Raw genomic sequence first — 24,023 nt, 5'->3', positions numbered from 1 at the left:
ATCTTGAATAGGTAGCAACGAAATTATCATATAAATATCATATCATATCATATAACAATCATTTTCTTGATGACCTATCCAAAAAGTGCTATGGTAGAAATGTGCAAATAACCTTAGGGAGAGGAAGAATTTACATGGATAATTTAATGCAATACCCTCTGAGCGAAACAAATTTCATGGAAATTATAAAGCAATACCTTCTGAGTGGAATCGATCCTGGCAATTCCGACGTTAAAATTTCTTACTTGACTCCAACAGGAGAGGTTAAGGATCTCAGTATTTCTACTTGCATTGCTAAGGCTCCCTCGGAACCAATAATGCAGGGGAAAAGAAATGATGATCCAACAGACTGGTTGCATGTGGAAATTTCCGCCTCAAATGGCGCGTTCCCTAGAGGATTTTATTATGTGGGGCCTATTGCAAAACTATCACCAGAACGTACTGAAGCAACTGAAGGGAATAATAAAGCAACGAGTGACGTTCACTTGATTACAATGATTGTTGCTGAAGCGGTAGCAGCATTGGAATCAGGCTATACCGGAACCGTTTATGCTCCCCCTTCTTGTGGTCTCCCGATTTTAGATATTAAAGGGAGACAAGCTACAGTTTTCCTAGGTCGATTGCGCGGTACCTTTACAGTTCGGTTCTTGGATGGAAAATTCAAAGGGACAACAATCACTATTGTCCATGAAATTCCTGAAGATGCAGCAGTAGACGATTATATCCACGCTGAGGCTATACAATGCACTTTGGGGCTAGGTTTCAAGGTGGAGGATTTTGAGGTAGTTGAGAATGATATGGCCGAGCTTGTAGACCAAGATGTTGTTATCAGTGATGCTGGTGGTGGAACATTTGACATCGCGGTTTATGAAAATGAAAGCCTTAATCCAGAGGCATCCAGGACATATACCGAAACTCTTCCAGAACTTGCACAAATTGAGCAAGCCAAAATGTTTGCGGGACTAAAAGTTGGTGCGAATGATTATATTGATACAATTATGAAGGAAGCGATTCCAGAGATCCGGAGCCAGTTGGAAGCTTTGGAGCTCCCAACCGTTGATTCAACGTACTATTTCAGGGGACGTAATGACTTTATCACTAAGGTTTTGAAACCTTACACCAAAAAGCTTAAAGAAGGTAAACTTCAAAAAGGTAAGCCCGAAATTACCTTCAGTACAATGGGAGTTGATATTGATCTAACTACAGTGGTTAAACCACATCTTGAAAAATATGGGAATGTTCTGTACTGGACGAACTTTTTGGCTCGGCAACAAGAAGGAGCGGCAGGTATTGCCAATAACATCATGACTGGTGGCGGAGTCTTGCTTGGTTATGTTGTTCTTAAGGATAAGCAAGTAAACGCGAAGGGTATTCGGATGTACACACTCCCCGATGATTTATTTGCTGCTCCTTATACGAATTCTCGTGGATATCTGTATTCTTCAATGCTTACACATGAAGAAATTATCGGACTGTTAAAGGGAAATCATGAGAAGTTAAAGCAATCCAATACTACTGTAGAGTAATGGCATTATTATTGAAGAAGGGAGGGGAAAACATTGGCAAATGCGGATATTGAAACAAAGTATATCGAGAGAAGAAAGCTTATTAGTGTAATTCCGCATGCAAATGCCACATGGGTTGATCAATACAACACCCTTCTGGATGATCTTAAAAATGGAAAGTACCGAAACCACGAAAGTTTGCATGTTTATGGCTCAAATATCAAGCATAATGCTCTTATTCAGTCCTTGGTTAAAATTGCATTGGACGAAGTTATGAATAGTGATGAGAAAATAACCTTGCGGACTAGTGGTTTACCCACTGAGTTGATGAGATTTTTAAACTCACAAATTGGCCAAGATATGGTAATGAACATGTTACTAAATTGGTATCAGAATGGAATGGGAATGGGGGCTCTCCCCCCTTCTTCAAACGTTCTGCCAAGAACTGATAATTTCGTAGAACAGCCAATTTCAAATGAAAAGACAGTGACTAACTACATCGCTGCTGAAGAAATGGCCGTTACTAGTATCTCTTTTCCTCAAACACAGTCAGTAGATACTGTAGTGCAAAATCACGAGGTACATGCTGAAGTTAAGTCCGAAAGCAAGGAAACTGAAACACTAAAACCTGTGCCCCTTAGCAGGGCTCAGAAATTAAAGGAACGAGCAAAAGTAAAACTTAATTGAAATTGGTTGGTTCCTTTTGTAAAATTAGGTGCATAGGTTATTTTGCACATGAGGAAAGGGCGATTATTTGTCGCCCTTTCCTCTTTCTATTTTCTTTTGAAAAATTAACTGACGAAATAAGGGCACTAATAATTGTTATTTGTATGGAGTTTAACTGATTATCCCAGGTCAACAATTCCTACAAAGGTGTTTGTATGACCAGTTATCACCTTTCGGATTGCCAGCAGCAGGTTCAGTTAGCTCCTGCTTTTAATAATGAAAAGGCAATTATTGCTAGTGAATTTCAACACGAATAGGCAAGAGGAGCTACTCCCTTGCCTTAATACAGGATTTGACCCAAAAAAGAAATAACAACCCATGTGCTTGCCAGTATGATTTGGTGGTCACTTCAATGAGCTATTAAGCTGTGCTGCCTCTTTGAGGGAACGGATTGGTACTACCAATAGAATGCGCCAACACTCTGTCGGTCTTTTTATTCTTGACTGTAATGTAAAGTTTAATTACATAATTATTGACGCAATTCCGACCAGTACACAGCCATTCGGATTGGTGCTAATACACAAGGAAATCTTTCGTCACTAGGGCACCCACTTCGATCAGGAACCATGCAGTATCATTATTTCTAAAATTAACTAATCCGGGTTATCTAAGCTAGGTAGTTCGATATGTTCATAAGAAAGCGCACCTTGACGCGCGAAATGTAACTGTCTTAAAGGGGAGCTTCTTACTACGCTCCACACATGCGCCTCCCCTATTCAATTAGATTTTTATTACTCCGCAAGCGCTAGATAGATCTCTAGCCACCACATTCTCCATGAAAACTTTTGGAGTACCAACAATTGTCCATATGACTGTTTGATGGCTTCGCCAACCCTCTCCCCTAATTCTATTGTAGTGTCCGTCCACATACGAAAATATCTCTCAGAAAAATATAATGGGTACGATTCCAAAGTGCTTTCAACCGATCATAAGTACTTGGTTCGATTACGTTGATTTAGCCATTCATCGGACAAGTTGTGATGCACTGGTGTCATTTGCTGTTCGCCGGAGTTCCATGGAGGACTCATTAAGAAATGATTCACATTAGGCTGTGCACGCTGTAAACCAACGCTCTTGCTACACATTTTTGATTAGCAAGAGTTATTGGTCCCATTTGGCCAACCGACCAAAACGGACAACGGTCCCTATTGAATTCACATTTGTGAATATGATTGTTTGGGCTAGAGCAACGATCCCTATTGTGGGTGTGATAGTAAATAATCCCCCCACTACGGGGCACAACTGACAAGACACCTGCATTATGGCCAACGCTTGATTTCTCTGACAGCCAATGGAATCGGTATGACAAGTTGGGTTACCATAAACAGTTAAATCTATAACATAGCACGGGCGCTTTACTCCGTGGGATGTAAATATCTACACAGCAATAACGAGTATTAGCGGTCCTAGAGTAGTTGTAGGTCTAGACTGACAGGTTCCGTTGTAGCGCTGTTTATTTTTTATCGGATGAGCTGCCTAGTAAAAGAGGTTTTAGACTAGAGGTTTTTGTGCGAGAAGCGGGAAGATGAAAACGGAAAATAAAGTAGTAAACTGGTGGCGTTCTCTACGATCCTTGTTGCATAGGATTCCGTCGAGCTCCGCGCGCCGGCGGAGCATCAAACCGGAATGACACAACCAGGAGCAGCCCTCGGCAGCGGCCCGTCGATCTGGAATAACAATCTGGAGACCAAGGCGACTACCGCGATCAGTATAGCTAATCAGTCTACTACTTTATTTTTCAGTTTAAGACTTTATTATCTAGTCTAAAGCTACATTTTCACCGAACATTTGGGCCTGAACAAGAGCACATGCTGATTACTTACCTATTTTGAGTTGTTGAAAAGGTTGAAAAAGCTACAAGTCGAGTACTTGATAGCATGTCATTTTGCAAATCCCTGTATTCTCTAAAGTAGATAACATAAATTCCTTCACAAAACTAATATGATAATTATATGATAAGATATGATAATTATAAGTAATTATATGATAAAAGGATAAGACGTTGCTAACAAATAAAAACACCCTTATCGGGTGTTAGTTTTTTATCCAAATATTTTAGCCCAGATGCTTTTTCTTTCCCTTTCTTGTCTGTGTTTTTCTACACGACTTAATGCGGAAGTAACAGCTTCTTCTACGGAGGTCCGAATTTCCTCTTTTCCGCTTGTAAACTGCTCTTTAATTATTTCCTGAACCTCAGCTAGTAGCGCTTCTTTCTGATCAGGGTTCGCTAATAATGGCTGTACTGTTGCCGCTGTTTCCATTTTTGCATCTATGTAAGACTGAATTTGCACAAACAACTGACCCATCATCTGTTCAAACTCAGCTTTGTTAATACCAGTATTTTGGTTACTTGAACTGGTTCCACCACTAAAAGAACTTGAATCAATATCCCAATGCAATCGATTCTCTCGTTGAATCTCAAGCTGCTTTTTAATTAGAGACAATGACATGCCAGCGCCGCGAAACTCATTAATTGCTTTTAGCTTATATATGTCTTGTCCCGAGAATTGACGAGTCCCTTGTGAATCTCTATCAAATATAAGGAACTCCGAAAGTTCCTTTTCCCAGTACCGAACTGTACCATCAGAAATACCCAAAATATCTGTTACATGCTTCATAGTGTATTTCTGTGTTGTATCCATACTTATATCTTTGATGCTCATAACCTTATCTGCATCACTTGGAAGAATGGTGTTCTCACCTTGACTTTCGGACATCCGTAAAGCCCCCCTTACATTTCCCTACCCTTATCTACAAAACATTTTACCACTAAATACTCTTAAGATGAACTGAAACCATTAGATTAAGCAAAAAGCGGAATGATGATATGTAAGTACTACCCCGTAAATGAATTTCGGGGTGCACATAATTAGAACACGCAGTCTTTTTCCACTTCCGAAAACACACTTTTCACATTTCCGAAACCGTAAATATAATTCTTCGGGACTCCGAAAATACAATTTACACATTTCCGAAACCGTAAATAACTGTTCTCGGGACTCCGAAATATAATGATCGAATCCGAGTAATTTGTGATGTCTAATTGTGAGAATGGATTGGTGATCCGAAAATCATTTTCGGGCTTAGATGAAAACTCAGTATTATCAAGGTGTTAAGGGGTGTAAGTGATTTTCGGGGTGATATTCGAGTTGAAGTATAAACGGCTTATGGGACGTAATCTTCTATCAAATATGCGCATTACCTAAGAAAAACAATTTTTGTGTCATACTTCATTATTAGCAGCATAAGTAAGTAATGTAAGACAAGCCTTACTATGTAAAGAGGGGGATCTTTGAAATGGACAAACCTTTTTATTCAAGAGTTTCCTCAAAGGGACAAGTTGTTATTCCTTCAGTGTTAAGAGATCAACTAAATATAGAGCAGGGGAGTTTATTGTTTTTTCAGCCCTTGTCCCATAATACTATCGCTGTTCGAGTGATCACGGAACATGAACAGTTCACACCAATTGTAAACAAACAAACCAATGGTAAAATTCCATCTGTTGGATTAAAAAGAACGTTCTAACTTTTCGTGGACTGTGGTTTAGTATTATTCGCTTTACCTGTCTTTTTCTCCATTTCTTGAATCTTAGAAGATAGATGTCGGATATATGGTAAAGACAAATCGATTTCCTTTGCTGGGTATGGAATGATCTTTGGATTCATGGGCACTTATCCTTTCGCAATTAATACTAAAAGTTTGCCCAAAAAAACAGAAAATAATCATATGAGGGGAGGATCATAAGATTTTGAAATTGAACTGGTCAAAAAATGGGACATGCAATTTTAGGCGTATAGTCCTCTCGGTAGACAACCGCCATCTTATTTATCTTGAGAAAATAAGAAAAGCCATTAATATGCACAGAGGCCGTGAAAATAATGGTGAACCTGTTGAAATTTCTACTGTTATTAGGTGCTTCGTTTTGTCTGGAATTGAACTTTCTTTAGAGCAAGGATTATCATCTTTGGTAAGGTTAATCTTACACAATCAGGAGATCTTTGGAATTGACCCAAGTAGAAATTCCAAACAAACACATGTCGATCTACATACAACCGAGTTAAAAGCCATTAGAGACTTAGTGGCTATGATTAACGAAAAACTTGAGGATGAGCACATCGAGTATGGGCAGAAGTATTGCAACATTACCAGAGACCATCTAATTGGCTACTTCATACGCCGTGGCTGCGAAGGTTTCAAAAACGGATCCATTCCCAATGTAAATGTAATGCACACTGATAGTACACCGTAAAACGAGTTATGACGGTGGACATTGGACAATGTCCATGAGTTAATTCGTGGAGAGGGGGACATTCCGATGATGAAAAGAGTAGGGGAGAAGGTAAAGAGAAAGGTACGATCAGATAAGAAAAAGCAAATTAGACCCTCGCTTCCAGGAACTCTAGTCGCAGAGATTAATTCAATAAGAAAATTTCTTGGCGCCCCATCAGTTTCGTCCGTAATGGAACAACTAATGGTTAAGACGGTTACAGACAAAGGCTTTATCGAGCATATAAAGCCGTATTTGTACCGGACGATTAAATTGCCTGTTAGTCGAGACGGTACATACTTTATTACCCTAATTGCCAATCCCAACAACGCTATATTTGGAAATGATCTGTATCTAGAAATCAAAGAAGGTATTACCGAACGAACATCCTTTTTTATCTCAAAGGAAATTTCGGAATTGTATTTACTGCCTCTTACTTCTGGATTAAATGTTTCTTACGATGGTTTAGCAACGATCGTAATGGATTATGCGGTGAACTACCTTACGTTCAAAATTGCGCCAGGTTATAGGTGTAAATATTACGCTCGTACTTCAGGACATTCACAATTCTATGGGAATCAAGTTAGATAATTAAAGTATGGCCCAATCTTTAAAAGGATATAACATCACATAGAATTCTTTATTCGAGTCTCCGTTAATAAGTTGATACATCAGTGGAAATCATCTATACTCAAGTGGAATAAAGTAACATAACAACGGAAGCACCGTTAGTTAGAAAAGATAGGATGATCTATCCTTCTTTTTCTGCTGCGGTGCTTATTTATTTTTTAGGGGGAGATTGGAATTGTCTACAATACAAAAACCAATTATTGTTGGTGATTATCTAAATGGAGAAGCATTTGCTTGGGCGTATTGGTTAGAACATCACTGTCGAGTTGCGGTTATCGGTGATAATCAAGTCACCCAGAAAAATGCCTTTCTTACTGAACTTGCAAGAACATGTTCGTTAAGAGATGACAGTAGTGTTTATTGGATTACCGGGGAAACGAAATCAAACCAATCTGCAACTATGATGTTTGATTCAATCCCATGGGTAGAAGGTTTCTCAGATCCGCCAGAATTTTTTGAAGACCGTCATATTTTCATGGAGATACGGAGCTTCTTTACTTCTTCCTTTGTTCAGTTGCTTGCTCGAAGACAGGGTATTAATCGCTCCAGTCTTCCTGGACTTGTTTATCGCGAACACATGGAAGGTCCGCTTGTGGGTTTAAGAAGGGAAGTGGAGAAGCAGGGGGTTCAATGGTTGTTAAGTGAGATAAACCATTTAGAACAAGTCGCATGGTCCCAAGAAAAAGGCATTTGCAAATATCATGTTCTACGAGAAGCCTCGCTTATCGACACAGCTCTTTCTTTTCTTAGGGGAATCTGGTCTTTGTGGTCCCATACAGCGCGTTTGGAAACTCCTCAGCAGCTACTCGTAATTATTGAGCCACCAAAGGAATTACTATGGAAAAATAGCGATCCATTAATAACTAACATCACTGTTGAGGCGTTGCGAATTGTTAATTACCTTTCTGAGGTTACTACAACATCCTTCGTACTTTCCTCAGAGATTCTCTTCCCTGTTCCCGAGCAAAAATTCCGATACGTCATTTACCTTCCAACAAAAGATTCAGATATAGACTTAACAGCACAAGAAAACAAAAAACAAATTGCAGCTCCCGTATTATTTGAAGAGTGGGATCGTAAAAGTGGATCAGTCTGTCTCTGGGAAGATCGATATACAGCTGAACGTCATATAGTCCGGTTACGTACGGAAAATATGGACTTTCTCGATGGCTTTTAATAAGGTGCTATAAAAATGGGAGGAACCGATTTTGTGGATTGGGGATCACTCACGAAAGCTATACTAGTCACGTACATCACAGTCGGTTTACTGCTGAACATCATCTTGTTTTTAACCGCAAAGATAAGGAACCTAGATGACCGGTATGATGAATGGGCTTTCGTTTTAACTTCAATTATTGGGTTATGCTACTTCCTTATTCTTGGGTCGATTCTTTGGTTGCCAGTCATGATTTCATATTTCAGAAATCAAAAGAAACTCAAAATAAAGCTAACAATGTGGTCAATGTTGTTTGCAAGGTATGTAAATTTCTTACCGAGGAATCAACAAGATAAAGAATGTTCGAGTAACAAGGAGGAGCTGGAATAAGTGACTAAAAAGTTCCCTAGAAAGGAAAGTAATCGAAGAATTAGATTGGAACAGCATATATTAGACCTCGTTGGGAGTTTGGTCAAAGCTATCGATGCTCATGATAGATATACCTTTAATCACAGTCTGAACGTGGCAAAGTATGCATCCTCAATTGGATTGGTAATGAAACTACCGATAGAGTCGTGCCGAAGTCTTTTTTATGGAGGGCTGTTGCATGATGTTGGTAAGATTGGTGTGCCTGAGCATATTTTGAATAAGCAGGGGCAGCTTTCACATACAGATTTTGAAATAGTAAAGCACCATTCTCAAATCGGATACGAAATATTGGATGTTAGCATATTTAAAGAAAAAGAGATCAACCTGATGGCGCTTTATCACCATGAAAGGGTTAATGGTAATGGTTATCCATCAGGGTTAAAAGGCGAGCAGATTCCTCAGATGGCCAGAATAATGGCGGTTGCAGATGTATATGATGCCATGACGACGAAGCGCTCATACAGGCCCGCTCTTTCGCATGAATTGGCGATGGATCATTTGAGGGAGGGAAGTGGAAGTCTTTATGATTCAATAGTCGTAAAGGCCTTTCAGAAACTCATGGAGGATCGTATCAGTAAACAGGAGCAAATAGTGGGATTTGAAAATGTGCGGGTCCACGGTATTAGTAAGTTCCAAAGTCATCACCAAGTATATTCGTAAATGAATAGCAACAGATAACTTTATCAAGGTCGTGGTGAGGAAATTAAACACTACGACTCTAATTTTTTGATCAAATTTTGCAATAAATACTTGCTAAAATTTGCAGTATCAGTAGATACCCATATATTCTAGAAGTACAAATACTTAAACAGGAGGAACGATACAAATGGAGATCGTAGGTCATGTTCCACAACAATTTAATCCAACTATTACTGGTTTAAACCAGCTTGATGTAGCAGTTCTTTTAGAAAAATACGTCTTAATTTTGGGGATGGTTCACTTCGGCAGTGTAGAGGAACGAGCAAAAGCAAGGGAAGAACTAAAAGCCCTCCTACCGATAGTTTCTGTTCATGTAAATGCAGCTGCATTTCAGGAAGCAACCCGTATCTTGGAGCTAGGTAGCGAGGAGATTGAAATAATTGATTCAGTCAAGTTATAAATCAACCAGTTTTTACTTCGAAAGACCGTCCTTGCTATGGGGTGTAGCGTTGATACCGGTTTGGTTGTTTTTTACAGGTACTGTCATCTATTACTTATTGCTGTTACTAGAACCAGGTGAGTCGATTCAAAGAGTGCGGGCTTTATTTATCCTATCGGTTGCAACGAACGGCGTGATTTCGTATTTACTAGCAGGATACAGTCAATTAGTAAGGTCTACCCCAGTAAAGAATCACCTTCTTGATTTAATACTTGTACATGGAGACAGTTGCATTGACTTTAACTTTAATCGTTACATCATAGATGAGAATTTTCTACTCGCTAAAGGAATACAGCCAAAACAATTAAAACGTCTTGGACAAAGAGATATCTATGAAGTGTTAGAAAGATACAAACGACATAAACATGAAGAACCCGCTATTCGAAGTGCCGAGTAGGGGGTTTCGTTTGGTAGTTAGGAGTGGTGTTGCCTGAGAAACGAAGACTGCTATTACTCTTTTGCAAATTTCTGCTCGTGGAAAAATCAAACAGTGTTTCAGTTACATACTGGTTCTCAAGCAAGTTTCCTTGGCGATTGTAGCTGTCGTTCCATGGTCTAGTTAGGGAGGAAAGGTGTCTAAAACGACAAACTGCCGTTTTTGTGGGTACAACATCGATGTTGCGAGCTCTTCACAACACTGGTAAGTCAGACGTTTGCGACAAGCGATTGAGTAGATGGCAAAACGTAGAGAGAAGCAGACCATTAAAACGTTGGTAGCGAAGCTGATGAAGTGGAAACAAGTGAATCTCGGTGTAACGATCGTTAGGCTCATATGGCTATGGAAAGGATATCTCAGGACAGATTGATGATTGGAATCCATTCCAAGACATATCCCATGCAATGCAATTGGCTAAGCAGGCTTTTGGAGAAGAGTGGTAGCTTCACAAGTATGATGGAGCATAGGCATTCAAAGGTATTACGCATGATGGAAAAGTCGGTACGGCATACATGGGAGACACGAAGGAAAAAGCCATTTGCGAAGCGGTAATGCAAACGTTTTAACGATCATTGCATTACCTCGGTATCTGTTTTTGATGCCATAATGAAACGGAACTTATGCCGACAGACGGTGTCGATGTATGCCAGAGCTGTGTGGGGATCGTTTAATATATCGGTAACTGTGTACCCGAATAGGGGGAGGTGTTACAATGCAAGGCGATAAAAAGAAATGGTACATTTGCAAAGATGGTAATAGGGAAGTGTATGCAACTGATTATATGGCACAAGGTGAGTCTTTAGCATCTGTAGATGACTTGAAGGATAATTCCTGGCTATTTGAAAGATTCCCAAATTCAATATTCATTGTTGGAACTTAATCCAATAGTTAGCAAGCATCCTGCGGCGCGGATCAAACTGCATGGCAACACACTGTTCAGCGAGATAGGAGAAGTGGGCAATTGCAACTCAAGCGTTGGATGAAAAATAGCAGTAGATGGTTAACAACATAAGAGGTGTTAATAGATGTGGGATTACATTGACCCAGCAGATTTTATTTTTCTATTGCTTTTGTCTTCACTTGTTGTCGCATGGCTTTTTGTAAGCTGGATGAAGTTTTACAAAAGAAGATCAGGGGAGGTTATTCTTATGTTTTGGAAGTCGCAGCATAAAAAAATTGAGGACGTTAGTAACACCACCTTTGACTCAGAAGAGCATGTATCAACAACTCTATATCCAACAGATTGGATTAGTAATGATTACTTATTTTCCGGGTTTATTTCTGACACACAGATATTAGTACAGTTCTCAGGATATAATGGTTCCGTTTTTTCATTTTATTTTCATATAGCTAATAATGATTCAATTATTAGACTTAGATTAGAAGATAACAATGGGTTTGATGAGTACAAAGTTGTTGCTACATGGCCATTAGAAAATAAAATTGAACTCTTGAAAATTGGCAGAGTTTTTGATTGCGATAAAAAGTGAATGTAGATATGCGCAATAGTAATCGCTGTATCCAGTGAGCGGATCGAACGCACCTGGATACACCTGCTCATTATGAAAAGGAGACTTCATATGAACTCTGACTTTATGATTGTATTTGTAATTTTCGGGGGGATTGTTTTAGTCCCTGCTGTCATGATATATGTCAAGGGTAAAGATATCGAGAGACGGACTATTGATTTTTTTGGTCGAAAAATTGATGAAGAATAGTTTAGTAAGAGAGCAGATCTATCCAGATTGCTCATTTTGTTAAATCGAGGAGGGATTGTGTGAAAGTGAAAACATGTTTTCTCGGTTGTTGCTCTCGTAAATTTGTAGCATTTTAATAATCGAAAGTATTAGACAAGTGGAGGTATAGTAGTGACTAGACAAATTATTAAGGATGAGGGCCCAATAGATTATATTTATCGAAACATTCATACTGGTGAAGTCTTTATATCTAGAGAGGAGCTGAGTATGAGTAAAGGGTTTATGAACTACCCATATATGGGTGATATAGTTGAATTTAAAAATGATCCTCCAGGTATGATTGGTTACGGTGGAAAACTAGCTCTAATGACAAAGAATTACCAAAAAGGGGAAATGGTGTATCTTTTTGAAGATGGAGCGATATTTGAACCCAAATTGACCTGCTCAGATGAAGATGAGTTTACCTACTTAACCAAAGAACAATGGCTACGAGTCGTAAAAGAATATAGAGAGATCCACGGGGAAAATAACAGTCTCGATATAATTGAAGCCTTTATCAAAGAAAAACTAAATCATATGTTTTCGTACGAACAATATGCTGCTGAACGGTATTGTGATGAAAACTGATTATATGTTACTGCAAGGGGCGGGAAGGCAGCGTTTTTTACGCGTAAGGTTAGTTTGATGAGGAAGGAACTGGCGGACTGCAAGTTGCAATCATCTGCATCTTGGGCAAAGGTCCGCGTTGATGCTACACGAAGTTGAATTTACAAAGGCTCGGATTGATCACGCCTGGATACAAACTACTCAATATGAATAACATGTGGTGGAAGAGAGTATGGAAAAATTATTATCTATAATTGGATTGATTAGTGTATGTTGTATTTTTATATTCGGACTTCATACGTGGGCTAAAAGGAATCAAAAAGATTAGCTTTTTGCCCATTATAAGATGCTAAATCGGTAATAATGAGCAACTAGACTTTTTAAACGATGAGGTGAGATTTAGATGAAGATGTTACTACTTGGAGTTATAGGAGGCTTTGTCGGTACGATATTAGTGTTGCTATTAACAGGGGTAATTCGCTTTGCGTCTGTTCCACCTGATTTAATCACTCATCCATGACATCGGAAGATAATCAAACCTAAATTGCGCTTATCAGGAATCTGTCACATGATGGATGAATAGCGGCGCCACGTCCAAATATCAACTTGGATTCAGTCAAACAGGCGTAGTGTTCCAACGCATTGTATAATACTGGTATAATCCGAAACAAAGGGCTGATTTATATGATATTTGGAGTTTCAATTGGACATTGGATCGATATCATCATTTTTTCATTGATAAGTTTGCCTATTTTTTATGGAATCTTTAGTCGTATAGATAAATCTACTTTGGCTGCCACACCAATTGCAAAGACCTGGGATGCAAATGAGGAAAAGCTAAAGCTAAATCAGCCAGTAGAGGTTCAAGAAATAGTGTCCAGAGAGGAAAAAACGATTGTTCATACTGCCGCTCAATTCCCATCGGGCAACACAAATTTACGTTTGATTCAAGGCCAACCAATTATGAGTTCTTCCCCCATAGACATTTTTTTGGCAGTAGATACGAATGTACTTATGGAATATCCCACCTTTATTTCTGGGTACAGAAAGGTTCTGTTAAGTAAAGTAGTATACCGAGAATTAGATATGATTAAAAAGGATCAAGGGGAACGGGGCCGAAAAGCTCAGGTTGCTTTTAATGCGTTGGAGGTTTTTCAGAGGGCGGGTGGAGAGTTGGTCTTTACAACTTTCGTTGACAATACTTTTCTTAATAAACACAATCTTAATCCAAACTCACCGGATGAGTTAATTATTGGTGGGGTTTTGAAGGCTCAAGAGGAAGGGAAGAACATACTATTTTTCTCTTTAGATAAAGGTGTGTGAATGCTAATCTAATTATTGACCACCTAGTGGTATATCGCTCATAAAAAAATTGACCACCTGAGCACCTCTTTCCTGTATCTTGAATGTTGTCGAGACATCAAGGTATAGGAGGAAAGGACATGCTTCAGATGGCTAATTATGAGTTTATCAGGAAACAACACATTCTGCTAGGAAAGCCTATTCGGCAAATTTCTCGCGAAACCGGATATTCCCGTCAAGTCATACGAAAAGCCTTGAAATCAACTGAAATTCCTATGTACCAGCTTTCGAAACCGAAACCTAAACCAGTCATTGATTCCGTGAAGCCCATCATCTTGGATTGGCTGCGTCAAGATGAACAAGCTCCTCCTAAGCAGCGCCATACTGCCACTCGTATCTACCAGCGACTTGTTGACGAATACGGATTCACTGGCGGTGAATCTACGGTTCGCCGTTACGTCAGACAACTACGCGTCTCTCCCCCAAAAGCGTTTGTCCCCCTCGACTTCCCGCCAGGGAAATTTGCTCAATTCGACTGGGGTGAGGTTACGGTTCTTTTACAAGGAAAGCAGGTAAAGGTTCAAGTCTTTTGTATGCGTTGTACTTACAGCAGAAAGATTTTTGTCAAAACATTCTTTCATCAGAAACAAGAAGCGCTACTTCAAGGGCATGTCGATGCCTTTGGTTTTTTCGGCGCTGTTCCTCAGGTCGTTACATATGACAATCTGACAACAGCTGTAAAGAAGGTGTTGGAAGGCAAAAACCGCGAGGAGCAAGAGCGATTTGTCCAGCTTCGTGCCCATTACCTCTTCGAAAGCTATTTTTGTGATCCGGGAAAAGGGCATCAAAAAGGCCAAGTAGAAAATCTCGTAAAGTTCGTCCAAAAGCAGTTCTTTACCCCGGTTCCAAGTGTCTCTTCACTAGAGGAATTAAATCATTTCCTTCTTGAGAAATGTATCTCTTACGAGACAACTACCGTTCCAAGGTCATCCTTAACCGTTGGAGAGGCCTTTGTGCAAGAGCAGCACGTCATGCTCCCCTTGCCTCCACAACCACTGGATTGTTGCCGTATCGTGTCTGTGAAAAGCAATACCTTGTCTATGATTCACTTTGAGAAAAATGCCTATTCTGTTCCGGTTTCACACGCATCTACCGAGCTTACTTGTAAGGTGTTTGCCGAACGGATTGAAGTGTACCATGGTAACAAATGGATTGCTCAGCATGAGAGATGCTTAAAAAGCGGCAAAGAGCTTTTGCAATACGATCACTACCTGGATTTGCTTCTTACTCGACCAGGTGCAGTTTTGTATGCCAGACCTTTGCATCAGGCGGGGCTACCTCCAATTTACCAACAGTTCTTGGACAAGTGCCGCCATCGACCAGGTGGAATGAAGGAATTCGTTCGACTCCTGTTACTACATCGTGAATTCGATACTATTCTTGTGGAGGAATCATTAGAGGAAGCTTGTCAAAAGGGGATGTTTCAGTATGATGCCGTAAGGCAATTGTTGTTTCATCGTACGTTACCGGAGCATCGTCTGCCTCAACTCTCGTTGGCTGAAGATAGTTCTGTTCCGCGTATTCAAGTAAAAACTCCCGATCTTAACCAATACAATCGTTTGTTACAAAAGAGGTGTGTGGTGCATTGAGTACAACTTTCTTGCTTGAAACCTATGCCAAACGGCTTCGTTTACCGGCTATTAAACACTTCTATAAGGAAATGGCCAATGATGCTGCCGAACGACAAGTCCCTTATGAGGAATTCCTCCTCGCACTTTTGGAACAAGAAGTGCAGCAAAGGGACGCAAATCAAATCGCCAGTCGGATCAAGCATGCCAAATTCCCTTCAACGAAAACACTCGATCAATATGAATTCTCTGTGATTCCGTCTCTTAATAAACCGAAATTGTTACAACTTGCTCGTTGTGATTACATCGAGAAGGCAGAAAACATCATGTTTATCGGAAACTCCGGTACGGGTAAGACACATCTCTCGATTGCTCTGGGGAAGGAGGCTTGCCACCATGGTTATTCCGTACAGTTTTGGACAGCCGCGAAAATATGCAACGAGCTCATGGAAGCTCAGTCCCAAAAGCGAATCCTTCAGTTGGAGAAACAATGGCTCAAAACCGATTTGATCATTCTAGATGAAGTCGGATTTGTTCCCCTAAGCAAAACAGGGGCGGAGTTATTATTTCAATTTTGTGCAGCACGCTATGAGAAAGGCAGCATGATCATCACCAGTAACCTTGAATTTGCAGATTGGACGCAAATTTTTAAAGATGAACAAATGACAGCAGCTTTAGTTGATAGGCTTACACATCGTGCCCATATCTTTGCCATGAATGGGGACAGCTATCGCTTTAAGCAAAGTATCCAAAGATCGTGATCATGAAAAAGTTACCCACCCGTAGGGTGGATTGATTTTTGCCATGGTGGTCAATTTTTTGATGAGCACGGTGGTCAACTTTTTGATTGACATTCACAAAGGTGCTAGGATAATCGCTAGAAACGTGGGATTAAGGTTGTTGGAAGGTTGAAATGAAACCAATTGACAACCTATATAAACTCAATTATGATTACATACAGTTGATTAAATAAACAATTACTAACCGAATATAAATACATGGGGAGCACCCATTATCTCGAGAGGGATAGTGTGTGCTCTTTTTTGTTTACCTCAAAAGAAAGGAGACTATGGTGTGAATATTAAATTACGGCCATGTGAAAAAATTAGGGTCTGGCGGAACCGTCAGGGCTTAACACAGGAAGCAGTCGCTATGAGATTACAGTGTTCACAGATGACGGTTAGCCGCTATGAAAGAGGCGCTGAGCCGAAAACAGATGAAGAAAAGCAGAGAATAGAATCCGTTCTGGGAGTTAAGATTTGGTCTGAAGAGGCTGATGCAAATGAATAGTACAAAAAACATTATTATTGCAATACCGAAACCCTCATTAGCAGAGGGACTAAAAAAAATGGTGGAGACAAAGGGCTTTAAGGTAATCGACATTATTGTAGTCCTGGACCATTTAATTGAGTCTATTGAAAAATACTCTCATGAGAGCGTCCATTTAGATGGGGTTATCCTTTCTACCGATCTTGCTCTGAAACTGGACGATCAAAGACTAGAACTTTTATCTGACACACTCCTTACGATTAGGGAGCGGTATCATCATCTACATTTTGTGATTTTGTCAGATCAGAAGCCTGGTCATCCATTTCTTGCTGAACTATCGCTGATGGGAATACACTCTATCTTCCTCAGGGGAGAAGAGGGGTCTAATACAAGTTTGAATGTCGATGATGTTCTTGCCACTTTTCATACCCCAATGCCCTTTACAACAAAATATAAGGATATTGATACGTCTATTCCTTGGAGAAAGTTTTATAAGGGTGGCTCACCAATAGACGTTCATATAAAGGGTGGCTCCCATGAATCTAGTTCAGATGATCCTCAAATTCAACACACTGCAAAAGAAACAAAGATAAAAGAAATCGTTAAGGAAAAAATTGTTCAGGTAACAAAGTACGTTGAAGTAGTGTTGCCTTCAACATTTTGCATATTCATAAGTCTTACTCCGAGAGCTGGCGGAACATTCCTTTCCTCAAATCTTGCAGTTGAGATTTCAAAAAGAGATATTGCCTGTTCTTTTTATGAGCTACCCACTAATCGACCAGTCATTTTTGATCAATTGAAAATCTGGAATCGCGATAAACCATACATACCGGGTATTACGCAGTTAGAGACAGATGGTTTTATTTCAAAGGAGAACGTACTTTCTTATCAAGGTGTTAATTGGTATATTAACCACCCTGAAAATAAAATTCCACAAACTTCCTACGAGATGCTTGTCCGATTACTTAATCAATCAAGGGACAGTACGGTTACTATGTTAGATATTTCTTCGGCAGCTGATAATCCAGTCGTACAAGATATTATGTCGGAAGCCACACACATCTTTTTGGTTATTGATCCAGACCCAGTTCTCATTGAAAGAATTGGACCAAACTCAACGCATGATAAAGCAAAGGAGACGCCGGAATACAATCTTCTTCAACGGTTAGTGCAGATGGAAAACCGGTCAAAAGCGTCTGTGAATCTAATTGTTAACAAAATGAATAATGGCGTTGATAGAAAAACACTTGAAACTGTACTCCCTATTAAACCAATCGCCTATATTCCTTACTTTTCACCAGAAGATGTGTATCGTGCGTCATGGGAAGGGATGTTTTATTCAGAAATAGCAGCTGATATGGACCATAACCTTGTTCCCATTATGAAAGAGATACTCTCGATAGATATTCAGGCAAGAAATAGTCGAAAAAACTTTTTCTTGAATTTACTTTCAGGGAAAAAAAGGAGAACCAATAATGATCAAACGACTTAAATTTGGCTTGTTTTTGTTCTTAATGATGATATTTGCTGCAAGTGGTCCCGGGCTCTTTTATGTCTATCATTACTACATTGCACCTAATGTGGGAACTGTTGTGGTAGTAAAGGCAATTGATGATATCCCGAGGGGACGTACCATCGAATCGAAACAATTAGCTGAGGTTCAAATTAAAACGGAGGAATTTGTTGACGGAGCATACATAAAGAAAGATGTACTAATTGGTAAAGAGACCCGCTTCCCAATCCGCAAAGGGCAACAAGTCATTCCAGAAATGATTGATGAGAAGGGACTAGATCCAAATCCTGATCAATGGAATACGCCAATTCCGAATGACTGGATTTTCGCAATGCCTGGAAGCTTACTCCGCGGTGATAGAATTAGTCTTTTTGCTGTTCCACCTGAGAAAGCACAAGAACAATCAGAAATTAACTTTGCAAACGGTGAAATGTTGGCACCTCAAAAACCAAAAGTTTTGTCTCCAGAGGAGCTTAAAGCAGAGGTAAACAAATACAAAATACCCGTGCTTACAAACCTTGCTGTAAGTTATTCAAAATCGAATAATAACGTTGAAGTCACCACTGCTGATAACAAACGGTTGCAGCCGACTGGTAACGTACATTCAATCGAAATTATTGTAAACCAACCGCAGTGGGAAAAAATCCTGTCGTACAGCCTGCAAGGGTACAAGTTTATCGTTATGTACAATTAAAAGGGGGCGTAGAGAATGAGACTTCATACTTACTTGGATGATGGTTCCCTGATCGAAAAACTTCAAGGAATTGAGGGAGTGGCCAGTGTTGTACCGCTTGCCCAAATTGAAGAATTGAACGAAAACGAATCGGATCTTTTGGTAATTTCAGATATGAAAGTTGAACCATCTGATTTACCCGATATCCGACAGAGATATCAGAAAGGAAAAATTCTATACCTTATTAGTAATTCTGAAGAGGGAACCAAGTACAAACGATTAGTCTGCCAGACAAACCAAGTAGACTGCATCATGCCGTTCCATTCCGTGGAAAGCATTATTCAGAAGGTTGAGCAAATGTACTTTGGAAGGATCCCAAAAGAAACAGAACTAATTGGTTTCTTTAGCAGCCTTCCACAGCAGGGGCTTACATCAAGCATTCTTTCAATCGCTCAACAAATGGGGAAACAAACGACTGCCAAAATTGGTGTTATCGGTTTAAATTGCTTTAGCTCTGGTAGCTATGAAATCCTTGATTACAAAGGTAAAACCTTTGACGAGCTTTGGGGATTGATGCAGTCGAAACATCTGACTCCAGAGGATTTGTACGATAAGGCTCACATGTTAGGTGAGAATGTTTACTATATTGCCGGAAATCGGGTAATTAAGAAGACATACTTTTATGAGCAAGAAGGTGTCTGTCATCTTCTGGTGCAAGCAAAAAAGGCATTTGACATTGTTTTGCTGGATATTGGAGCGAATATTGATAACGCTGTAGCTGCCCAAGGATTGTACTCTTCTAATGCACACATTTTATTGATGACACAGATGTGGAACCATATTAACGCGTTTCAAGAACAGTATGAACAAATTTTGCATCCTCATTTTGATATTGAGAGAAAGAATATCTTACTTTTGGTTAACAAGAGTCAAGATTTGCCTGGTCTCGTAGAACCAAAGGAAATTATTGAGGAACTTAAAATGAAACGTTGGGGTGAAATTCCTTATGAAAGAGATTTTTACCTCCGTATTCAACAAAAAGTGAGTGAAGGGAATGTCAGCAAGCTTTATACAGATACGACAGAAAGGTTAGCTAGAGCTTTGATTGATATGTATGGGCTTCCTATAAAAGAGGAAGCTTTAAAAAGAAAATCCTCTCTTATTGGGAAGGTATTTTCCTTCGGGGTGAAATGATGAATCAAAAATTTTACGTCGGCCACTTTAAAGGTATCGATCTAGGGAACAATATAGACAACAGAAAGATCGTTAAAAGCGAATTTAAAGAATTTGAAGAAATCGCACTAGCATACGATCGTCACTTTGATGCAGAGTTTGAGAAATCCAAACAAAAAGAGCAACAAGAACTACTTGAAAGATGTCACAAAGCAATTATTGGTGTACCAGAGCATGTCACATTGGTGATGGAAAGTATTCAGAGTTACCTGAACGAAAACAACATTAAGTATGCCGACCTTCCTGAATATTATGAGGGCTTAATTCCTTTTGCAGCAGAGGAACAACAGCGTTTTTCGGAACTTACACATGCACTTTACCACGAATTGTTTGGTTTTGGGCCACTGGCACATTGGAATAAGTACCCTGATTCATACTCTGCCCAAGTAATTGGTAGAAATATCTATATGTTTATTAACGGGAAAAATCAGAAGATGCCATTTTCATTTAAATCTGATAAAACCGTTCAACGCATTATTGATAGACTCGATTACCACAATGAAGGAAACAGGATTAATAGGTATAACCCTTATGCGGAAGTCGATCTATATACAGGAGAGCGGGTTACTGCCATTATCCCACCAAGGGTAAAGAACGTGACTATTACCTTCCGTAGATTCTTGATAAACCATGTTACTCTTGCTGACCTAGCTGCACGTCGGATGTTTGACGGTGAAGCGTTGCCTATTTTTCGCGGGATAAGCAAGACGCATTGCAATAAGGTTGTAGGCGGAGCCCCAACTACTGGTAAATCGACGTTTCTAAAAGCAATGTTCGCTGAAAGGTCTTCACATCTCACAGCGGCTATCATCGAAAAGCATTATGAACTCGCTATGAGTAGGGACTTCCCCGATCATCCTGTTGTGGAATTCATTGTAGACGAATCAAAATTTCATCATGTTTTTGATTTGGTTCTTCGTTCGGACATCGATTATGCAATTATTGGCGAGATACGCCGTGTGGAAGTCGAAGGGGCAATGCTTGCATGTGAACGGTTAAAGAAAGGTTTTATGGGTACCTATCATACTGAAGACGCGGAAGAAATACCGTCGCAATGGGCTAATCTAAATCTAGATTTGTTTCCGGGTAGAAGGTACGAAAGTGAGCTTGCGCGGGTGGCTTCTAAGTTGGATTTGGTTATTGATCTGCGACAAAATGAAGAAAAAACTCACAAGTGGGTAAATTCGATTCAAGAAATCCGCTACAACAAGTATACCGGTGAGGTAAGTAGTCATTATTGGATGTGGCGTAATCCCATTTCCGAAAACTATGAGTATCATTTCGATATCAGTAATAAGTTGATCGAAGAAATGATGCGGCAAAATCGTGAGGCTACAAATATGCTACTCACGACTTTGGAACAGCTTTCTCAAAAGTCACCATTGTCTATTGAGCCGGTTAAATATTTCAATCCTGTACACGAGCAGCCACTATATAAAATTGCTGGATACCTGGAACAAATGAGAGAGCTTCTAACTGAAGGAGTGAAAAACTAATGGAGCTTGGAACACTTCTTCGCTTTGGAATTCCGTTTATTGCAGCAATCCTAACATCAGCTTCACTTTTAACGATTTTCTTTGCTATCACCAATAAGTTAAGAGAAGAAGCTGTGCTTTTTCGAATGAATCGGAAAAGATTCAGAAGTCTAGCACAAAAAGCAGACCCTCAAAAGTCGAACTGGAAATTGGTTAGAAAGATAGATATGCTGCTACATTCAACCATGGATGCAAACGAGACGACAGTTTATAAATTTCTCATGATTGAAGGTGTTATTTTTGCAATAAGTTTCATTTCAATTGAGGTTGGTTCTAATATATTCGGTTCGTTAGAAGCTACATTTTCAAACTACTTTTCTGCATTTGTTTTCAAGATTGCAGTCTCCAGCGTGCTTACTGCAGCTCCGGTGTTGATTCTCTTTGTAAGGTTAAGACTCATTCGCATCCAAGGTGGATATGATTTGGCTGAAACGAGTGGGCTACTATTAACCAAATATCGTAAGAATAATGGTCGAATGTACGAAACTCTACTAGAAACAGCTGATGCCATATCTAATGTGAACATTCAGCGCCGCTTACGGAAGATCGCTAAGGCAGCACGAATCCAGGCGGACGAATATCAGTTAAGGCATGAAATTGAAGTATTCATGTATTCGATTGACACAACATTTGCTAAGAATATCGGCCTTGCAATTCAAAAAAGCATCGTAAGTAGGATCAACATCGAAACGAGTCTGGAAATGGCGGATAGGGCTTTACAGGCAAATATTCAGATGATGGACGATGAAAAAAGCGCCAATAGCGATATTATTCACTTGGCCTGGCTTCATCCGATTGCTTTTCCTGTTAGTTTAATGGGATTAGTATATCTATCGACTTTTCAACGCGCTTATCATCATCAATTCGAAACGGAAGCTGGCCGTTTTTGGTTTTTAGCTTCTATTATATCCATTCTCCTTTCAGTCGTTTCTGCCATATGGTTTCGTAAACCTAAAAATGACATTTGATTGGAGGTGAGAAAAATTTGAGCCAGCTTGAGTCTTTACTCTTACTGATTAGCACCTTGTTTGGACTTCTTGCAGCGTTTTTCCTGTATAAAATGGCAGAGTTGGTCGACGATAGACGCCGGAAAGTTTTTAAGCTGCGGCTTCAGCAATCCATCAATGAAAAAAAGAAGCAGTTTGAAAACTTCCTATATGATCCGGAGATGAATCAACTTTTCCGAGATGCAGGATATCCCATGGGTGTGTCTCTCATCAAATACCAATACTTTCGCTATATATCTGTCGTAACCATCGTTCTCTTAGTTATAGTTGTGAATCTCGTTGGTGGCTTTTCGATGAAAGGGTTCATTATGGGAATCAGTGGATCGGTGTTTTTATTCATTGCATCACATCCTGAAAAAGTATTCCCAATTGGTTTTGTCCTTACGAATATTACTATACTTCGGACTGCAAATAAAAATAGAGAACTGTTTATGCTCTATTCAATGGTAGCGGATGAAATCCAAACATCCAAGGCCGAAGCCAGAAACATGTATAACCTACTCCTGAGTTTGAGGGAATATTTCGATCTGATCAAACCCGCATTAGATCTTGCTCTTGCCAACTGGAGAAAGGATTCACATGAAGCTTTCGATATTCTTGCAAAAGAAATTGGTACACCTGAAGCTAGCCAGTTTGTTAAGTTGTTGCAGGATATCGGACAAAGTGATGCAGATAAAGCTCTTCAACTGATTCAGGATCGACAGACAACATTCATGAACGCACAACGTGAAAACAAGCGGAGAAGACTCAAAGTCTACGGATACATGGGATATGCCGTAGCATTCTTACCTTTGGTTTGTTACGGGCTAAACGCTCTGACATTAACGCAAATGGAAACCAATTACCTAACTGATCTATCAAACCATTACAAACGATAGGGGGGATTAAATGAAACAAGTATTAGTCAAATTGTTGATGGTAGGAGTCAGTGTCTCCGCCATAGTTGTTTACATTTATGGCTGGGCTTGGGATACACTTGGCGAAAAAAAAGAGGACTCTGAAGTAATTATCAACCGTTTGTAGTAATCCAAAGTCAAGCCAATAGGCTTAGACATAAATATTATTTAGGAGGACATTTCATGAAAAACGTACTAATTAAAATGTTGATGGTTGGAGTCGCTGTATCTTGCGTTGTTGTATTCATCTTTGTATTCCTTTGGCAAAAGACAGATGGAAAAAGAGATGAGGTAGATACGCAAATTGACAAAGCTGACTGGCCAACTTCTATGGTTGATGTTGAGTTTAACCATGAAAAGTTCCAACTAGCTTAAAA

General features: G+C 39.6%; 25 protein-coding genes. 24 read left to right on the top strand and 1 reads right to left on the bottom strand.

The window, feature by feature from the left end; all coding sequences use genetic code 11:
• Positions 1-134 precede the first annotated feature (134 nt).
• Positions 135-1,526, top strand: coding sequence for a hypothetical protein (locus tag AB1L17_RS22450; protein WP_412847480.1), 1,392 nt, complete (start codon positions 135-137; stop codon positions 1,524-1,526).
• Positions 1,527-1,559: 33 nt separating this feature from the next.
• Positions 1,560-2,192: a hypothetical protein gene (locus AB1L17_RS22445; RefSeq protein WP_412847481.1), complete on the top strand. Its 633-nt coding sequence runs from the start codon at positions 1,560-1,562 to the stop codon at positions 2,190-2,192.
• Between the two features lie 2,081 nt (positions 2,193-4,273).
• On the opposite strand, the gene AB1L17_RS22440 is transcribed toward AB1L17_RS22445, so the two are convergent.
• Positions 4,274-4,948 carry a helix-turn-helix domain-containing protein gene (locus AB1L17_RS22440; protein WP_412847482.1) on the bottom strand — a complete coding sequence of 225 codons (675 nt, stop codon included), beginning with the start codon at positions 4,946-4,948 and terminating at the stop codon, positions 4,274-4,276.
• A 580-nt stretch (positions 4,949-5,528) separates the two neighbouring features.
• Here AB1L17_RS22440 and AB1L17_RS22435 point away from each other — a divergent pair.
• From AB1L17_RS22435 to AB1L17_RS22330, 22 genes are all read left to right on the top strand, one after another.
• Entirely contained in the window at positions 5,529-5,756 is a 228-nt protein-coding gene (locus AB1L17_RS22435; protein WP_412847483.1) for an AbrB/MazE/SpoVT family DNA-binding domain-containing protein, read from the top strand.
• Between the two features lie 223 nt (positions 5,757-5,979).
• Positions 5,980-6,480 (top strand): hypothetical protein, encoded by a 501-nt coding sequence (locus tag AB1L17_RS22430; RefSeq protein ID WP_412847484.1) that lies wholly within the window; start codon positions 5,980-5,982, stop codon positions 6,478-6,480.
• Between the two features lie 66 nt (positions 6,481-6,546).
• Positions 6,547-7,089: a hypothetical protein gene (locus AB1L17_RS22425; RefSeq protein ID WP_412847485.1), complete on the top strand. Its 543-nt coding sequence runs from the start codon at positions 6,547-6,549 to the stop codon at positions 7,087-7,089.
• 214 nt (positions 7,090-7,303) lie between these two features.
• On the top strand, positions 7,304-8,305 hold the full coding sequence (locus AB1L17_RS22420) for a hypothetical protein (RefSeq protein WP_412847486.1): 1,002 nt from the start codon (positions 7,304-7,306) through the stop codon (positions 8,303-8,305).
• Positions 8,306-8,674: 369 nt separating this feature from the next.
• Positions 8,675-9,373: an HD-GYP domain-containing protein gene (locus AB1L17_RS22415; RefSeq protein WP_412847487.1), complete on the top strand. Its 699-nt coding sequence runs from the start codon at positions 8,675-8,677 to the stop codon at positions 9,371-9,373.
• Between the two features lie 166 nt (positions 9,374-9,539).
• Positions 9,540-9,812 (top strand): hypothetical protein, encoded by a 273-nt coding sequence (locus tag AB1L17_RS22410; protein ID WP_412847488.1) that lies wholly within the window; start codon positions 9,540-9,542, stop codon positions 9,810-9,812.
• The gene (locus tag AB1L17_RS22405; protein ID WP_412847489.1) at positions 9,793-10,248 is read left to right on the top strand and encodes a hypothetical protein; all 456 of its coding nucleotides are present in this window, start codon (positions 9,793-9,795) and stop codon (positions 10,246-10,248) included. Before AB1L17_RS22410 ends, AB1L17_RS22405 begins: the two co-directional genes overlap by 20 nt.
• A gap of 751 nt (positions 10,249-10,999) precedes the next feature.
• The gene (locus AB1L17_RS22400; protein ID WP_412847490.1) at positions 11,000-11,167 is read left to right on the top strand and encodes a hypothetical protein; all 168 of its coding nucleotides are present in this window, start codon (positions 11,000-11,002) and stop codon (positions 11,165-11,167) included.
• A gap of 145 nt (positions 11,168-11,312) precedes the next feature.
• Positions 11,313-11,777: a hypothetical protein gene (locus tag AB1L17_RS22395; RefSeq protein WP_412847491.1), complete on the top strand. Its 465-nt coding sequence runs from the start codon at positions 11,313-11,315 to the stop codon at positions 11,775-11,777.
• A 378-nt stretch (positions 11,778-12,155) separates the two neighbouring features.
• Positions 12,156-12,611 carry a hypothetical protein gene (locus AB1L17_RS22390; protein ID WP_412847492.1) on the top strand — a complete coding sequence of 152 codons (456 nt, stop codon included), beginning with the start codon at positions 12,156-12,158 and terminating at the stop codon, positions 12,609-12,611.
• A 663-nt stretch (positions 12,612-13,274) separates the two neighbouring features.
• A complete protein-coding gene (locus tag AB1L17_RS22385) occupies positions 13,275-13,913 on the top strand; it encodes a PIN domain-containing protein (RefSeq protein WP_412847493.1) in 639 nt (212 codons plus the stop codon).
• A gap of 119 nt (positions 13,914-14,032) precedes the next feature.
• The gene (istA, locus tag AB1L17_RS22380) at positions 14,033-15,541 is read left to right on the top strand and encodes an IS21 family transposase (RefSeq protein WP_412847494.1); all 1,509 of its coding nucleotides are present in this window, start codon (positions 14,033-14,035) and stop codon (positions 15,539-15,541) included.
• Positions 15,538-16,281, top strand: a complete 744-nt coding sequence (gene istB / locus AB1L17_RS22375; RefSeq protein ID WP_412847495.1) for an IS21-like element helper ATPase IstB — start codon at positions 15,538-15,540, stop codon at positions 16,279-16,281. Before istA ends, istB begins: the two co-directional genes overlap by 4 nt.
• 268 nt (positions 16,282-16,549) lie before the next feature.
• The gene (locus tag AB1L17_RS22370; RefSeq protein WP_412848886.1) at positions 16,550-16,810 is read left to right on the top strand and encodes a helix-turn-helix domain-containing protein; all 261 of its coding nucleotides are present in this window, start codon (positions 16,550-16,552) and stop codon (positions 16,808-16,810) included.
• Positions 16,803-18,281, top strand: coding sequence for a CpaE/TadZ family protein (locus AB1L17_RS22365; protein WP_412847497.1), 1,479 nt, complete (start codon positions 16,803-16,805; stop codon positions 18,279-18,281). Before AB1L17_RS22370 ends, AB1L17_RS22365 begins: the two co-directional genes overlap by 8 nt.
• The gene (locus AB1L17_RS22360) at positions 18,265-18,996 is read left to right on the top strand and encodes an SAF domain-containing protein (protein WP_412847498.1); all 732 of its coding nucleotides are present in this window, start codon (positions 18,265-18,267) and stop codon (positions 18,994-18,996) included. Before AB1L17_RS22365 ends, AB1L17_RS22360 begins: the two co-directional genes overlap by 17 nt.
• Positions 18,997-19,011: 15 nt before the next feature.
• A complete protein-coding gene (locus tag AB1L17_RS22355; protein WP_412847499.1) occupies positions 19,012-20,169 on the top strand; it encodes a hypothetical protein in 1,158 nt (385 codons plus the stop codon).
• Positions 20,169-21,704, top strand: coding sequence for an ATPase, T2SS/T4P/T4SS family (locus AB1L17_RS22350; RefSeq protein ID WP_412847500.1), 1,536 nt, complete (start codon positions 20,169-20,171; stop codon positions 21,702-21,704). Before AB1L17_RS22355 ends, AB1L17_RS22350 begins: the two co-directional genes overlap by 1 nt.
• The gene (locus AB1L17_RS22345) at positions 21,704-22,711 is read left to right on the top strand and encodes a hypothetical protein (RefSeq protein WP_412847501.1); all 1,008 of its coding nucleotides are present in this window, start codon (positions 21,704-21,706) and stop codon (positions 22,709-22,711) included. The genes AB1L17_RS22350 and AB1L17_RS22345 overlap by 1 nt, the downstream gene beginning before the upstream one ends.
• Positions 22,712-22,728: 17 nt before the next feature.
• Entirely contained in the window at positions 22,729-23,628 is a 900-nt protein-coding gene (locus AB1L17_RS22340) for a hypothetical protein (RefSeq protein WP_412847502.1), read from the top strand.
• Positions 23,629-23,638: 10 nt separating this feature from the next.
• A complete protein-coding gene (locus tag AB1L17_RS22335) occupies positions 23,639-23,773 on the top strand; it encodes a hypothetical protein (protein ID WP_412847503.1) in 135 nt (44 codons plus the stop codon).
• Between the two features lie 56 nt (positions 23,774-23,829).
• Complete coding sequence (locus AB1L17_RS22330) at positions 23,830-24,021, top strand: hypothetical protein (RefSeq protein ID WP_412847504.1); 192 nt, start codon at positions 23,830-23,832, stop codon at positions 24,019-24,021.
• Positions 24,022-24,023 lie beyond the last annotated feature (2 nt).

Source organism: Brevibacillus jepli, from assembly GCF_047229145.1.
In the GTDB taxonomy this organism is placed as follows: Bacteria; Bacillota; Bacilli; order Brevibacillales; family Brevibacillaceae; genus Brevibacillus.
The sequence above is the reverse complement of the archived record's forward strand: the minus strand, read 5'-3'. Positions and strand labels throughout refer to the sequence as shown.